This is a genomic window from Streptomyces sp. NBRC 110611, from assembly GCF_001590865.1.
In the GTDB taxonomy this organism is placed as follows: Bacteria; Actinomycetota; Actinomycetes; order Streptomycetales; family Streptomycetaceae; genus Streptomyces.
Window position 1 is genome coordinate 112,072 of record NZ_BBUY01000002.1, and the last position, 14,962, is coordinate 127,033.

At 72.8% G+C, this 14,962-nt stretch carries 8 protein-coding genes and 1 pseudogene; 1 reads left to right on the forward strand and 8 read right to left on the reverse strand.

What is annotated here, in order from left to right; translation table 11 throughout:
• Positions 1 to 73 precede the first annotated feature (73 nt).
• From AZE13_RS05110 to AZE13_RS37810, 7 genes and pseudogenes are all read right to left on the reverse strand, one after another.
• Positions 74 to 916, reverse strand: a complete 843-nt coding sequence (locus tag AZE13_RS05110; protein WP_066927419.1) for an alpha/beta fold hydrolase — start codon at positions 914 to 916, stop codon at positions 74 to 76.
• On the reverse strand, positions 916 to 1,137 hold the full coding sequence (locus AZE13_RS05115) for an MbtH family NRPS accessory protein (protein ID WP_066927421.1): 222 nt from the start codon (positions 1,135 to 1,137) through the stop codon (positions 916 to 918). Before AZE13_RS05115 ends, AZE13_RS05110 begins: the two co-directional genes overlap by 1 nt.
• A 41-nt stretch (positions 1,138 to 1,178) precedes the next feature.
• Positions 1,179 to 2,420: a cytochrome P450 gene (locus AZE13_RS05120; RefSeq protein WP_066927423.1), complete on the reverse strand. Its 1,242-nt coding sequence runs from the start codon at positions 2,418 to 2,420 to the stop codon at positions 1,179 to 1,181.
• 56 nt (positions 2,421 to 2,476) lie between these two features.
• Positions 2,477 to 4,306 carry a type I polyketide synthase gene (locus AZE13_RS05125; RefSeq protein WP_258527590.1) on the reverse strand — a complete coding sequence of 610 codons (1,830 nt, stop codon included), beginning with the start codon at positions 4,304 to 4,306 and terminating at the stop codon, positions 2,477 to 2,479.
• 37 nt (positions 4,307 to 4,343) lie between these two features.
• On the reverse strand, positions 4,344 to 6,260 hold the full coding sequence (locus tag AZE13_RS05130; protein ID WP_066927426.1) for a non-ribosomal peptide synthetase: 1,917 nt from the start codon (positions 6,258 to 6,260) through the stop codon (positions 4,344 to 4,346).
• Positions 6,257 to 7,780, reverse strand: coding sequence for a condensation domain-containing protein (locus tag AZE13_RS39205; RefSeq protein WP_398780115.1), 1,524 nt, complete (start codon positions 7,778 to 7,780; stop codon positions 6,257 to 6,259). Before AZE13_RS39205 ends, AZE13_RS05130 begins: the two co-directional genes overlap by 4 nt.
• Before the next feature lie 165 nt (positions 7,781 to 7,945).
• Positions 7,946 to 12,474 (reverse strand): annotated as a pseudogene (locus AZE13_RS37810) (acyltransferase domain-containing protein); the annotation flags it as partial.
• Positions 12,475 to 12,900: 426 nt separating this feature from the next.
• Between AZE13_RS37810 and prcB the strand changes: the two are divergent.
• Positions 12,901 to 13,761, forward strand: coding sequence for a proteasome subunit beta (gene prcB / locus AZE13_RS05140; protein WP_066927428.1), 861 nt, complete (start codon positions 12,901 to 12,903; stop codon positions 13,759 to 13,761).
• 56 nt (positions 13,762 to 13,817) lie between these two features.
• Here the strand turns inward: prcB and AZE13_RS05145 are convergent, their stop codons facing one another.
• Positions 13,818 to 14,903 (reverse strand): AbrB family transcriptional regulator, encoded by a 1,086-nt coding sequence (locus AZE13_RS05145; RefSeq protein ID WP_066927430.1) that lies wholly within the window; start codon positions 14,901 to 14,903, stop codon positions 13,818 to 13,820.
• Positions 14,904 to 14,962: the final 59 nt, after the last annotated feature.

The window sequence follows — 14,962 nt, forward strand, 5'->3', positions numbered from 1 at the left end:
ACTGAAGGGGAACTCGCGGCAGTCCAGTTCATGACACAGTCGGCCGGCGGACGCCACGTCAGCGGGTTTGCGTTCACCTGCCGTTGGGTATTGCAGCCCCCGTCGCGGCGGGATCCTTCCCCGCAAAGTGCGCCAGAATGAGTTCGTTCACCCGTTCCGGCCGCTCAAGGTAGCCGAAATGCCCGGCATCTTCGACGAGTTCGAAAGTCGCTCCTGGAATGGTCTCGGCGAGTTCCCTGCCGTACCGCGGCGGAGCGATCAGGTCGTGCGCGAAGGACACCACATGGCACGGCACCGTGATACCCGCGTACGCCGCACGCCGGTCCGGCATGGGCTGCAGGGCCAGCTGCGCGTGGACCCCCGGGCCGTCGGGAGGGGCCAGCTCCAGCAGCGCCAGCCAGTCCCGGGCGGCGGCCTCGTCGTCGAGCGAAGCCGGCGACAGCATCTGCAGCGCCCGCACCGCCGCCCGGTAGGAGGCGGGCAACACCACGCCCGAGCCGCCCAGTTCGACCTCGGCCCGCGCCAGCTGCGACCGCACCGCGTCGGGGCGGGCCCGGCCGGCCATCAGCACCGCCCGGCGCACCAGCTCCGGCCGCTCCAGGGCGAGTTCCTGTACGACGTACGCGCCCATCGACGTGCCCACCAGCCGCACCGGCGCCAGGCCGAAGCGCTCGATCAGCGCGGCCAGGTCGGCGGCCAGGTCGGTCACGGTGAACCCTTCGGGGCACTCGTCGCTCGGCGGCATTCCCCGGCTGTTGTAGACGTACACCCGGTAGCCGCCCTCCACGAGGGCGGGCACCTGGTGCAGCAGCCAGGACTCCGCGGTGCTGCCCGCGCCGCCGACGCACACCACCGGGTCGCCCGTACCGTGTTCCTCGTAGCGCAGCCGGATCCCGTTGACGGAGACGAACGGCATTACGGCGCCGCCGGCTCGGCCGTGTCACGGTCCGCCGGCCGTGGACCGGAGCAGTGCCGCTCGACATGGGCCAGGGCGCCGTCCCGGTCGGTACCGGAGTGGACGACGCGCCAGCCGGCGGGCAGTTCCAGGAACGACCGCCACAGTGCGTGCCGGCCAAGGAGGTTGACCACGACCTGCCAGTCGTCGCCGTCGTCCGGGTCGAAGGGGTTGCCGGTCATCGTGTCCTTCTTTCAGCTCTCGGGCTTTCGGCTCTCGGGCTTCAGCTCTCGGCGTGCGCCAGTCCGACGGGGTCCGGGGTGAACCGCACCGGCAGACCGGAGAACCCGGTCAGGAGGTTGGAGCGGATCCGTGGCGCCGGTCCGGTGCGCTCGAATCCGGCGGTGAAGTCGCGGAGCGCGAGGAGCAGTTCGGAGATCTCGATCTTGGCGAGGTGGGATCCGATGCAGTAGTGGGGGCCGTAGCCGAACGACAGGTGCTTGTTGGGGGTGCGGCCCAGGTCGAAGACCTCGGGCCGGGGGAAGATCCGCTCATCGCGGTTGCCGGAGGCGTGCCACAGGGTCACGATGTCGCCCGCGGCGATGGGCACCCCGTGGAGGACGGTGTCGCGCACCGCGGCCCGGCCGAAGTGCATGGACGGGGACGCCCAGCGCAGCACCTCGTCGACGGCGGTGCCGATCGCGCACTCCCCGTTCTTCAGCCGCCGCCACTGCTCCGGGTGCTCGGCGAGCGTGTACACGCTGTCGATCATGGTCAGCCGGCTGGTCTCGTCGCCGCCGATGATCAGGCTGTAGCAGTTGAGGACGATGTCCTCGTCGCTGAGCGGGACCCCGTCGAGCGTACTGCCGGCGAGCATGCTCACCACGTCCTCGCCCGGGTGCCTGCGCCGCTGTTCGACCAGGTCCTGGAAGTACAGCAGGATCTCGTTGCGCGCCATCTCGGAGTCGAGCGCGTCGACATCGGCGTCGTCGGCGCTCAGCGCGGTCTTGGTCTGCTCCAGCAGGAAGTCGCGGTCGCCCTCGGGCACCCCCAACAGGTTGGAGATGGTGGTCATCGGGATCCGTCCGGCGATGTCGAGCGCGAAGTCGCACTCACCGCGCTCCGTGGCCTCCCGCAGCAGGCGGCGGGTGTTGTCGCGGACGGCGGCGCCGACCTCGCGGAGCACTCGCGGCGACAGGACCCGCAGCAGGATCTTGCGCAGTTCGTAGTGGCGCGGCCCGTCGGTGACGGCGAGCATCCTGCCCGCTCCCGAGTCGCCGCCCTCCAGGAGCGTCACCAGCACGTTTCCGCGCTCCGAGGTGAAGGTGGTGTCGTCGCGGTAGACGGCCATGATGTCGTCGTAGCGCGACAGCACCCAGAATCCGCGGCGGTCCTGGGACGGCGGGTTCCAGTGGACCGGACCGGTGTCCCGCAATGTGCGCCAGAACTCGGTGAGATCGTGCTCGGCGAAGGTGTCGGGGTCGGCCAGGTCGATCGTGCCGGCGGTGGTCCGGGTGGGGTTCATTCCGGTGCTCCCGTTCGGGTGGGTCGGGGCGCTTCTGACGGCGGCATGGGGCCTGGTCACCAGTCCGTGCGCCAGAAGCGCCGGCGCTCGAACGGGTAGCCCGGCAGGGGGACGCGGTGGCTGTCCTCCCCGGCGTGCAGGGCCGCGAAGTCCACCCGGCGGCCCTGTGTCCACGCCACGGCGAGCCGGAACAGCGCCTGTTCGTCGCGGACTTCGCCGGCCCCGGCCGGAGCGAGCCCGTCGTCGGTCTGCCGGAACCGTGCCGGGTCCGCCTGCCGCGCTTCGCCGCTCGCGCACACCCACTCGTGGGCGGTGTCGTCCGAGAGGGCCTCGATCAGCTCGTCCCTGGTGCTGACGACGGCCGCCCAGCGCCGTGCCATGATCCTGCGGCCGAGGTTGAGGCTGAAGCAGATGTCGTCGAGCCGGAGCTCCGGCCGCTGCCGGATCCACTCCCGCAGGGCCGCCCGCTGCCTGCCCAGCGCCCGGTCGTCGAGCCCGGACAGGGTCGCGATCCGCGGTGCGCCGAGTTCGGGCGTCCGGGGGTGCCGGGCCGGCGGCTCCTCCAGTACGAGGTGGGAGTTGTACCCGCCCCCGCCGAGCGCGGTGACGCCGGCCCGGCGGATGCCGCACTCCGGCTCCCAGTCCGCGCCCGCCAGCTGCGGGACGAACGGTGTGCCGGGGAAGTCGATGTCCGGGTTGGGCTCGGTCAGGTTGATCGTGGGGACCAGCCGGCGGTGGTAGAGGGAGAACGCGGCCTTGACCGCGCCGGAGCCGCCGGCCACCACTCCCCCGTGGCCGATGTTGCTCTTGACCGTACCGATGGAGCAGGTACCGGTCCGCTTGCCGAACGCCAGCTGCGCGGCGCGGACCTCCAGTGCGTCGGTGAGCGGCAGGCCGAACCCGTTGGCCTCGTACATGGTCACGGTGTCCGGGGTCACCTCGCCGGCCTGCAGGGCACCGGCGATGCAGGCGCTGAGGCGTTCGGGCTGGGCGAGGCCGTAGGCGACCGCGCTGGCGCCGTTGTTGTTGATGGCCGTCCCCTTGACCGTCGCGTAGATGTGGTCGCGGTCGGCGACCGCCCGGGTGAGCGGCTTGAGCAGGAACGTCGCCACGCCGCTGGCCAGCGTCGTACCGGTGCCCTTGGCGTCGAACGCGCGGCAGTGGCCGTCCCGGGACAGGATGCGGCCCTCTTCCCACAGGTAGCCGCGGCGATGCGGCAGGCGCACCATCACGCCGCCGGCGATGGCCAGGTCCGTCTGGCCGAGCAGCAACGACTGGCACGCGAGGTGCACCGAGTAGTGGAACCCGGAGCACACCGCCTGGACGGTGAACGCCTCACCGGTCAGCCCCAGGTGGAACAGGGCGTTCGAGGTGAGGGTGTCCGGAAACCAGGCGTTGCTGCGGTCCATCACATCGGGACCGACGGAGACCCAGTCGGGCGGCGAGCTGTACAGCGCGGCGGTCTGCGGGTTGGCCGACGCGTAGACGCCCACCTCGCCCCGGATGCGCTCCGGGTCGTAACCGCCGTCCTCCAGTACCTCCCAGGCGCTCTCCAGGAAGAGGCGGTGTTCGGGTGTCATCGCCCGCGCCATGCGGTCCGAGATGCCGAAGACCGAGGGGTCGAACTCGTCATAGCCGTCCAGCAGTCCGGCGGCCCGTACGTAGGCGGGGTTGTTGATCACGGTCTCGTCCACCGCTATCTCGTCCCGCTGGAGGAAGGTGATGGACTCCCGGCCATGGACGAGGTTGTCCCAGAACTGCTCCTTGTCGCGAGCGCCGGGGAACCGGCAGGACATGCCGATGATCGCGACGTCGCCGGGGTCGTACTCCTGCTCGGGGGCGGTATGCATCGGGCTCCGGGCCTCCCACTCTGATCGATGGTTCACGCAGGGATGGTGCACGGGCTTGTCTCTCCGGCAGGCGTCAAGCGCCGGTCGGGCCGCCGCGGCCGCGCAGGGCGGAGCGGCGGGCGGCCGCGCGGCGCCGCGCCTGGTCCACCGCTTCGGGGGTGCTCCCCTGGCCGTCGTCCAGCCAGCGGCCGATCGAGGCGATGTCGCGGAAGCGGAACAGGTCCGACACCCCGACCTTCCGGTCGAACCGCTGGCTCATCCGCTTGGCGAGACGCACCAGCAGCAGCGAGTTCCCGCCGAGGTCGTAGAACGCGTCATGCACGCCGATGGTCTCCGGCTCGCGGTCGAGCAGCGCGCCCCAGATCTCGGTGAGCGCGGTCTCCGTCGGGGTGGTGGCCGGCTCCGCCGGCGGTGCCGCACCGGGTGCCGGTGGTTCCGGCAGGGCCGCGCGGTCCAGCTTGCCGTTCGGCGACAGGGGCAGCGCGGCCAGGAACACCACCGTCTCGGGGACCAGGTGGTCCGGCAGGGACTCGGCCAGCTGCCGGGTGATACGGGCCTGGAGTCCGGCATCGAGCCACGGCCCGGCGTCGGCTGCCGCACTCGTCGCGCCGTGCGGCTCGCCGTACGCCCCGTCGTACGCCTCGTCGTGCGGCTCGACGTAGGCCACCAGCCGGCCGGCGTCCTGCGGTCCGCCGTACCGACGGACCGTGGCCGCCGCCGCCCGCACCTCGGGGCACTTGGCGAGCCAGGCCTCGACCTCCTCGAGTTCGATGCGGTACCCGCGCGCCTTGACCTGGTGGTCCGCGCGCCCGACGAACGCGAGCTCGCCGTCCGGGGTGTACCGGACGAGGTCGCCGGTCCGGTACATGCGTTCCCCGGGCACGCGCGGATCGGGTACGAACCGCTCCGCGGTAGTCGCCGGCCGGTTGAGGTAACCCCAGGCCAGGCCCGCGCCGCCGAGGTACAGCTCGCCCGCTCGGCCTGCCGGGACCGGCCGCAGCCGGTGGTCCAGCACATAGGCGCGGGCGGTGGACGACGGGGTGCCGATCGTCGGCTCGCCGGTCTCGTCCCGGGCGACCAGCTTGAAGGTGGCGAAGACCGTCGCTTCGGTGGGGCCGTAGCCGTTGAAGACCCGGTCCGCGTTCGTCTCGCGGTAGACCCGGTCGACCAGCCGGCGGCGCACCGCTTCCCCGCCGAGCACCACGGTCCGCAGGCCGGCCGGCAGGCCCCCGGCGTCGAGCAGGCCCGTCATAGCGGAGGGGACGGTGTTGAGGTGCGTGACACGGTGGGCGTGCGGGCTCTCGGGGAGGTGGACCGTGCTCTCCACCAGGACCACCGCTCCCCCGCGCGCAAGGGCGGAGAAGATCTCCATGACCGACAGGTCGAAGCAGACCGAGGTGACCGCCGCGACACCGCTCAGATCGCATCCGGCGAAGACGCGGTCCATCTCGGAGAGCATCGCCGCACAGTTGCCGTGCCGGATCACCACACCTTTCGGCCGTCCCGTCGAGCCGGACGTGTAGATCACGTAGGCCGCGTCCGCGGGGACGGTGACGGTGGCGGAGGTGGCGGAGGAGGGCGCGCCGGACGCGGTCGCGGTCTCGTCGTCGACGGCCAGCACGGCCGGGCCCGGCGGGCAGCGGTCGCGGGACGCGCGCGTGGTGAGGAGCAGGCGGGTGCCGCTGTCCTCCACCATGAAGCTCAGGCGCTCCGCCGGGTACTTCGGGTCGAGCGGCAGATAGCAGGCGCCCGAGCGCAGGATGCCCAGGATGCCGGCCAGGAGGTCCGGGGTGCGCTCGGCGCAGATGCCCACGGGGACGCCGGGGCCGGCGCCCCGGGCCGCCAGCCGTTCGGCCAGCCGCCGCGACCGCTCGTCCAGTTCGCCGTAGGTCACCACGCCCGCGTCGTGCAGGATCGCCGGCGCGTCCGGGTCCTTCGCCGCGCACGCCAGGAACCCCTCGTGGAGGGTGCCCTCCGTCGTCGCCGTCACTGGTCCGCCTCCTGCGGCCGGGAGACGGGTGCGAGGTGCTCAAGCGCCTGATCGGGCCGGCGGACCGAGGTGAGGAGTACGGAGCGGAAGTGCTCCAGCAGTGTCGTCACGGTGTCCCTTTCCAAGAAACTCGGCTTGTACTGGACATGGCCGACCACGTCGTCGGCGACGTCACTCATCGTGATCTCGAGGTCGAACTTGGCGATACGCCGCCGCAGCGGGACGGGGACGAGCCGCAGCGAGCCGCTGGGCTCGGGTTCGCCGATCCCGTGGAAGAGCGAGTTGACGTGGGTGAACGCGTCGTCCGAGAGCCAGTTGACGGCGAAGTCGAACCAGGGCGCGCGGCCTTCGGCCCGCGGTGGGTTCAGCTTCGAGGCCAGCAGGTCGAGCGGGTAGTTCATATGGCCCAGCATTCCGAGCGTGAACTCGTGGACCTCACGGAGCAGTTCGCGGAAGGTACGGTGCGCGGCGGGCCGGGCGCGCACCGGTGCCGTGTTGAGGTAGTAGCCCACGGCACGTTCCCGGCCCGCCTCGCCGCGCTGGGCGACGGCCGTGCCGAGCACCACGTCCTCGGCACCGGCCGTGTGGTGGAGCGTCGCGAAGAAGCCCGCCAGGACGAGGGTGCTGACCGAGACGCCCTCCTGTACGGCGAAGGCCTTCAGCCGGCGCGCCTCGTCGGCGTTCCAGCGGAACGTCAGGTCCTCGCCCTCGAAGACGACCCCGGCGGGCCGGTCCGCGGCGGGCCGCCCGGCCCCCGGGGTGCCCATCTCGGCCGGACGCGGCAGGTCGAGGTGGGGCGGGGGCGCCGCCAGGCGCTCGGACCACCAGCGCAGCGCCGCCTCGGCGTCGGCGCCGCCGAGCCACTCGCGTTCCCACTCGACGAAACGTGTGTAGCAGGCCGCCGGTTCCTGGTGCGCCAGGTCGCCGCGCCGCGCCTCCTCGTAGAGCTCCTGGAGATCCTGTACGACGATGTCGACGGACGCCGCGTCGGCGGCCACATGGTGGATCACCAGCAGCAGGTGGTGGTCCCGCGGCCCGCGGGACATCAACACCACGCGGAGCAGGGGGCCCTGGTCGAGGTCGAGCGGACGGTGGCCGTGCTCCGCCAGGGCCTCGTGCACCGCCTCGGTGTCGAGCCCGGTGGCGTCGACCGCCAGGAACTCGTGCACCGGCTCGTCCAGGATGAGCTGGTACGGCCGCCCGCCCGCCTCGACGAAGGCGGTGCGCAGTGCGGGGTGCCGCTCCACCACGGCGCGTACGGCCCGGCGGAGCGCCGGCTCGTCCACCTCCCCGGGAATCCGCGCGGCCATCATGAGGTTGTACGGCACGGCCTCGGGCGCCAGCTGCTGCATGAACCAGATCCCGGCCTGTCCGTGCGCGCACGGCGCCAGTTGGAAGGACCGCTCGCGGGCCGGCAGCGTCCGGAGGTGTTCGCGTGCCGGGGCCGCCCCGTCCGCCGCCTCCGGGGGATCCAGCAGTTGCCGCGCGGCGAGCTCGTCGAGGAGGTCCTCCGCGTCCATGTCCGAGAGCTCTTCGAGGAGAGAGGTCCGGTCCGTTCCGACGGCGTGCGCCGCGCCGGGCCCGGTTCCCGTGCCGGGGTCCCCGGGCCGGGCGACGAGGTCCGCGAGCCGCCCGACGAGCTCGGGGAGCGTACCGTCGCCGAAGAACTCCGCCGGCGAGATCCGGTGGCCGAAGAGGGTCTGCACCCTGGTGCTCAGGCGGATGGCCAGCATGGAGTCGAGGCCGAAGTCCCGCAGCCGGGTCCCCTCGCCGAACTTCCCGGCCGGTACGCCGAGCACCTCGGCGATCTCCCCGAGGATGATCTCCTCCGGCGGCCGGGGGGCGGGGACGGCCGCCGGTTCCGCCGCACCGGCCGCCGGGGCTGCGGCCTCGGTGCCGGTGCCGGACCCGGTGCTGCTCCGCGGCGGCGCGTCCAGCCAGTAGCGGTCCTTCTGCCAGCGGACGAGCGGTGTGTCGACCACCTGTCCGCCGTACGGGAACAGCGATTCCGTCGACACCGGCACGCCCTGTGCGAACAGCGAGGCCGCGGCGCCCAGAAGAGCGCGGGGGCCGGGCTCGCCCCGCCGCAGGGAGCCGACCGCGTGCACCCGGGTCCCGTGCGCCAGCGCGGTCTCCTCGACGGCGCCGCGCAGAGCGCCGTGCGGGCCGATCTCGACGAAGGTGTCGACCCCGTCCGCCACGAGGTCCGCGACGGTGGGCCCGAACCGCACCTGGTCGCGGAGGTTGTGCGCCCAGTAGTCCGCTCCGAGGCGGGGGTCGACCGCGCCGGGCAGCGCCGTGGAGTGGAACGGTACGGCGAACGGGAGCGGCTCGATGTCCTTCAGCGCGTCCCGCAGGGGCGGCAGAAGCGGGTCCATGGCCGGGCTGTGGAACGGCCGGTTGATCCGGACCGCCCGGGTCGGTGTCCCGGCCCGCCGCAGCGCCGCCTCCAGGGCCCGGATCGCCTCGGGCGGTCCCGATACGGCGGAACTCGTGGGGCTGTTGAGTGCCGCGACGGCCACCTGTCCGTCGTAGGGGGCGATCCACGGGAGGAGGTCCGCCTCGGGCAGCTCGACGGCGATCATGGCACCGGGCCGGCCCGGTGCCGCAGCAGGTGTGAGCGGGCGACGGACACCCGGGCGCCGTCCTCGACCGACAGCGCGCCGGCCGCGCACGCGGCGGCCACTTCGCCGAGGCTGTGCCCGAGGATCGCCGCCGGGGTGACGCCGAGGTCGGTCCACAGTCCCGCGAGCGCGACCTGGAGGGCGAACACCACCGGCTGCTGCACGTCCACGTCGTCCAGGCGTGACGCCTCCGGGGAGGCCGCGAGTGCGTCCAGTACCGACCAGCCGGCCACGGCACGTACGGCGGCGTCGCAGTCCTCCATCCGCTCCCGGAAACCGGTGTGCCACCCCAGCAGGTCGCGCCCCATTCCCGGCCAGTGCGTACCGCTGCCGGAGAAGACGAAGGCGATCCGCCGGTCGCGGTGCCCCGTGACCGCGCCCCGTACGAGGTCGGGGTGCGGGGTCCCGTCGGCCACCCGCGCGAGCCCGTCCAGGAGGTCCTGGCGGCCGCGGGCCAGCAGCGCGACCCGGTGGCCGCGGTGGGTGCGCCTGGTGCCGAGGGTGTAGGCGAGGTCGGGCACCGGGAGGCCGGGCTCGCGCTCCAGGTGGTTCGACAGCTCACGGCAGGTGTCCAGCAGGGCTTCCGCGGAGTGCGCGGTCACCGGCACCAGGTGCACCGGCTCGTCCGGTCCGGGTGCCGGTTCGGGTGCGCGTACGGCGCGGAGCGGCGCCCCGCCGCGGTCCGGGGTGAGGTGGCGGCCCCGCACACCGGAGAGGAGGGGGCCGGGGGTGACGGGGTGTCCGGCGGCGTACAGCTCGCCGAGTGAGGAGAGCAGGCTCCACGCGTCGTCGGTGCCCCGCTGGAGCGAGGGAAGGCAGGCGACCGGGCGCCCTTCGAGGGTCTCGCGGACGGGCTTCAGCAGGACGGGGTGGGGGCTGAGTTCGATGACGGCGTCGATGCCGCGCGCCGCCATCGTCCGCACGGCGTCCATCAGCCGGCTCTCCCCCCGGACGTTCCGCACCCAGTAGTCGGGCCCCAGGGAGTCGTCGGTGATCTCCTCCGCGGTGACGGTGGAGATCAGCGGGGTGCGCGGCGCGCTCGGGGTGATCCCGCCGAGTGCGGCCCGCAGCGGGGCGAGGACCGGCTCGGTCAGCGGGGAGTGCGCGGGGTACCCCATCCGGACCCGGTGGCAGGCGATGCCGTCCGCGCCGAGCCGCTCGGCCAGTTCGTCCAGCGCCGGGGAGTCGCCGGAGACCAGGGTGGACGCCGGTCCGTTGCGGCCGGCCAGGGTGAGGCGGCCGTCCGCGGCGGCGAGCAGGGGCCGGACGAGATCCGCGCCGGCGGCGACCACCGCCGTGTCCCCGCGGCCGACGGCCAGCCGCTGTACGAGCCGCGCGTGGCGCGCCGCCAGCAGGCTCGCGTCGTCGAAGTCGAGTGCTCCGGCGAGGTGGGCCGCGGCGAACTCGCCGATGCTCTGGCCGAGTACGAGGTCGGGTACCACCCCCAGGGAGCGCCAGGCGTCCGCGAGGGCCACCTGGATGCTGAACAGCAGGGGCTGGGCGACGGCCATGTCGTCGAGCCCGGCGTGCTCCTCGGCGGCGAGCAGCCGGTCGGCCACGGAGAGACCGAGGAGTTCCCGCATCCGCGCGTCGCAGCGCATCAGGGACCGGCGGAACGCGGGCAGCCCGGCGAGCAGTTGCCGGCCCATGCCCAGCCACTGGGAGCCGGTTCCGGAGCACAGGAACGCCACCCGCGGCCGGCTGGTCCCGCTCTCCCCCGTGGCCAGACCGGGGCAGGCCCGTCCGGCGCCGAACGCGTCGAGCTGCTCGCGGAGTTCGGCCACGCCGCGGGCCGCCGCTGCGAGCCGGAACGGGCCCGCTCCCCGGGTGCGGAGCGCACGGTGGCAGAAGGCGGGCAGCTCCGCGTCCGTCACCCGCGCCGGGTCCGCCAGCTCCGCGCGCAGGCGCGTCACCCGGTCGGCGAGCGCCTGCTGGGAGTCCTCGGCCAGGAGCAGCACGGTGCCGTCGGGGTGCGGCAACTCCTCGACGACGACATGGCAGTTGGTGCCGCCGAAGCCGAAGGCGCTGACACCGGCCCGGCGGGCGTCGGACCGCCGGGGCCAGGCGGTGGTCCGGTCCTGGACCGCCAGGTTCGCCTCGGCGAACGGGATCCGCGGGTTGGGGCTGGTGTAGTGCAGGCTCGCGGGCAGTACGCCGTTGCGCAGCGCCAGGGCCGTCTTGACGAGCCCGGCGACGCCCGCCGCGGGCTCCAGGTGCCCGATGTTCGTCTTGACCGATCCGATCCGTACGGGGTCCCCGGGCCCGCGGCCGTGGCCCAGTACGGTTCCGATGGCCCTGGCCTCGATGGGGTCCCCCAGGGGGGTGCCGGTGCCGTGGCACTCCACGTAGTCCACGAGTGACGGCGACAGGCCGGCCCGCCGGTACGCGGTGCGCAGCACGGCCTCCTGGGCGCGGGGGCTGGGAGCGGTGAGGCCGTTGCTCAGGCCGTCGTTGGTGACCGCGCTGCCGCGGATGAGGCAGTAGACGGGCAGCCCCCGTTCCAGCGCCGTGCCGAGCGGGGCGAGGACGACGACCGCCGCTCCCTCGGCGCGCACATAGCCGTTGGCGCGGGCGTCGAAGGTCTTGCACCGGCCGTCGGGCGAGAGCGCGCCGATCCGTTCCATGGCCTCGAAGTGGCCGGTGAAGCAGTTCAGGTTGACTCCGCCGGCGAGCACGAGCCCGCTGTCGCCGGTGCGGATCGCCTGGCAGGCGAGGTGGACCGCGACGAGCGAGGACGAGCAGGCGGTGTCGAGGGTCACGCTGGGGCCCTGCAGCCCCAGGGCGTAGGAGACGCGGTTGGCGATGATGCTGTCGTGCGTCCCGGTCGCCACATGGGAACCGATGTCCCGCGGTACTCCGCCGTGATGTGCCAGCGCGGCGTAGTCGCTCCAGCTCGACCCCAGGAAGACGCCGGTGTCGGTGTCCGCGAGGCCGCCCGGCGGGATGCCGGCGTCCTCCAGCGCCTCCCACGCCAGCTCCAGCACCAGCCGCTGCTGGGGATCCATGGCTCTCGCCTCGCGGGGTGAGATCCCGAAGAACAGCGGGTCGAACAGGTCGACGCCGTCGAGGAATCCGCCCCAGCGGTAGGGGGCGGTGCCCATGCTCCGGCCGCCGTCCTCCAGGAGGTCCCGCCGCTCGGCGGGCATGGTGCGCACGGCGTCCCGCCCGTCCACCAGCAGCCGCCAGAACGCCTGCGGATCCGGCGCCCCCGGGAGCCGGCATCCGATACCGACCAGCGCGACGGGCTCGTCGTACGGGCCGGGGTCCCGCGGCGGACGGGAGGTCCCGTGCGTTCCCCGGCCGGCCGGTCCGGATCCGTTGCCGGGGCCGGCGCCGGGGCCGTGGGCGAGGGCCCGGCTCAGCGACTCCAGCGTCGGGTGGTCCCACACCGTGGTGACGGGGACCGGCCGGGCGAGGAACTCCGAGAGGTCGGCGGCGAGCGCCACGGACTTCGGCGAGTCCAGCCCGTACCGGTGCAGCGGCGCCCAGCGGTCCACGTCATCGCGCGGCACACCGAGCAGGGCCTCGAGCCGGGAATTCAGAAAATCGTCGATCGCGGGAAAACCGTGTGAACCGGGGGCAGCGGGCATATCTGTTCCTCGGCGGGTCTGAGCAACGAAGGCTGTCCACGTCACCTGACAAAGCGTGACCGGGCGTCATCACAGGGGCATCGGGCGTGCACCGCCCGAATCACCTGGCCCAACTATTTGCGAGAAACCGGGACATGTTCAAACGCACTTTGTCGATGCAAGGGAACACTTCGCGTGATAACCGGCTCCGCGCATACCGGGATTTCGCCCGGCGGTCACGAAGCCGGGTGGGGTCCTGGTCGAGCGGGGTGCGGGGAAGACGCCGGGGAAGAAGGGGGAAGCGCACGCGGGGCAGGGCAACCGCGTACCGGGAGGGTGGGCGCCTCGCCCCGTTCCGGGGCCGACAGGTTCTGCCCAACGGGAGTTTTCGCACAGCCTGATCATGGTAGTAGTTGACGGTGGACATACGGCTGAGGGAGGCGCGGCATGGCACGGAGTAACACCAACGGCCTGTTGGGGGAGGAATTCTTCACCCCGGGCAGCTCCTCCTTCCTCGACTTCCTGACGGCGCACCGCCCGGAGTTGCTGAGCACGCGCCGACTGCTGCCCGAGGGAGTCCAGGCCGCGCCCGGTCAATTCCCGCACGGCACCACGGTATTGGCGCTCACCTACCGTGACGGAGTGATGATCGCCGGTGACCGCAGGGCCACGATGGGGCACCTCATCGCCCAGCGCGATCTGGAGAAGGTGCAGCCGGCGGACGACTACACCGCGGTCGCCTTCGCGGGCACGGTGGGGCTGGCGAAGGATCTGGTCAAGCTCTATCAGGTGGAGTTGACCCACTTCGAGAAGGTCGAGGGCATTCCGATGTCCCTCAACGCGAAGGCGACCCGGCTGGCCACCATGGTCCGGCAGAATCTCGGGCAGGCCATGCAGGGCCTGGCCGTGGTACCGCTGCTGGCCGGCTACGACCTCACTGCACCGGACGGCGAGAACGGCCGCATCTTCGCCTTCGACGTCACCGGAGGTCCGTACGAGAAGACGGACTTCCACGCCGAGGGCTCCGGATCCCCCTACGCCAGAAGCTCGTTGAAGAAGCTGTTCCACGAGAACATGGCGCGGCGCGAGGCGGCCCTCGTGGCACTCCAGGCGCTCTACGACGCGGCGGACGACGACTCGGCCACCGGCGGCCCGGACACCAGCCGCCGGATCTACCCCATCGTGTCGGTCATCACCGAGGAGGGCTTCGAGCAGCTGCCGGAGCAGGAGACGGAGCAGCTGAGCCGGGAGATGGTCCAGCAGCGCCTCAACCGTCCGGACGGGCCGGTCGCCGCTTCCCCGCAGTGACCACGGCGGTCACCGTCAGAAGCGCCCGAAGGCGTTCCGGCCGCGCGGGTTCCGGCTCAGGGCTCCCCTGCCGTCCGCGCGGCCCCGGCACGCCGGGCGGAGCCCCGGGACAGCCATCCCTGGAGCGCGGGAAGCAGCAGCACCATCAGGAACAGCCGCAGCGTCTGCACGCTGGAGATCAGCCCCAGGTGCGCGTCGCTGGTCGACGCGCTGGCCAGGACCGCGTTGATACCGCCGGGTGTCGTCGCGAGGTAGGCGTCGACGCGGCTGACGCCGAGCACCGGCGCCAAGCCGACGGCGATCCCCCCGATGACGCCGCTGAGCAGGACGATCGCCCCCAGCACCAGCGGGATCATGCGCTTCAGCGCCTGTACGGTCTCGTGGTCGAAGCGCAGGCCCACCTCCAGGCCGACAAGGACCAGCAGCGCCTCCTTGAACAGACCCGCCGGTGAGTAGCCGTGTGTCAGGCCGAGCGCCGTGACGATCGCGGAGAGCAGCATGGGCCCCAGGAGCGCCGCGCTGGGCAGCCCGATGCGCCGGCCCAGGCGCATCCCGGCAGCGGCCAGGACGAGGGTGATGGACACCCCGGCCAACTGATCGCCCCGGGGCACCAGGGCCCAGGACCACCCGGCGGCGGCACTCGATCCGCCGGCCGTGGGATGGGCGATGAGCAGGGCGACCACGGGCGCGGCGGCCGAGATCACGGCGACGCGCGTGTACTGCATGAAGGCCACGCCCCGGGAATCCGCGCCCATGTCCTTCGCGCAGGACGTCACGGCCACCGATCCCCCGGCGATCATTCCGAGCGTCGCGGTGAGCCGGTCCATACGGCCGGTCCGGGCGACCATGGCGGCGATGCCGACGCTGAGGGCGGTCGTCACCAGCGTGAGCATCGTCAGCGGGAGCATGGCGCCGACGACGTCGCGCAGGACCGAGATCTGGAGATAGGCGCCGATCATGACCCCGATGAAGGCCTGCACGCTCTGGTCGACGGCCTGCGACATACGGCGCCGTTCTCTGCCCCGCAGGGCGATCACGGCACCGGCGAACAGCCCGAGGAGGAGCTGCGGCGCAGGGGCGCCCAGGCGTTCCAGGACCGCCGAGACAGCGAGTATCGCCACCGAGATCCCGACGATTTCCATCGGTCCGCCACGTGAATTCCGGACCCGGCTCGGAAGCCGCTCAGCAACGCGCATCACAT

Excerpts from the sequence above, each read along its gene's own strand:
- AZE13_RS05120 (WP_066927423.1), bottom strand. The coding sequence starts at position 2,420 with ATGAACCCCACCCGGACCACCGCCGGCACGATCGACCTGGCCGACCCC.
- AZE13_RS05115 (WP_066927421.1), bottom strand. The coding sequence starts at position 1,137 with ATGACCGGCAACCCCTTCGACCCGGACGACGGCGACGACTGGCAGGTC.
- AZE13_RS39205 (WP_398780115.1), bottom strand. The coding sequence starts at position 7,780 with ATGGACGCGGAGGACCTCCTCGACGAGCTCGCCGCGCGGCAACTGCTG.
- AZE13_RS05110 (WP_066927419.1), bottom strand. The coding sequence starts at position 916 with ATGCCGTTCGTCTCCGTCAACGGGATCCGGCTGCGCTACGAGGAACAC.
- prcB (WP_066927428.1), top strand. The coding sequence starts at position 12,901 with ATGGCACGGAGTAACACCAACGGCCTGTTGGGGGAGGAATTCTTCACC.
- AZE13_RS05145 (WP_066927430.1), bottom strand. The coding sequence starts at position 14,903 with ATGGAAATCGTCGGGATCTCGGTGGCGATACTCGCTGTCTCGGCGGTC.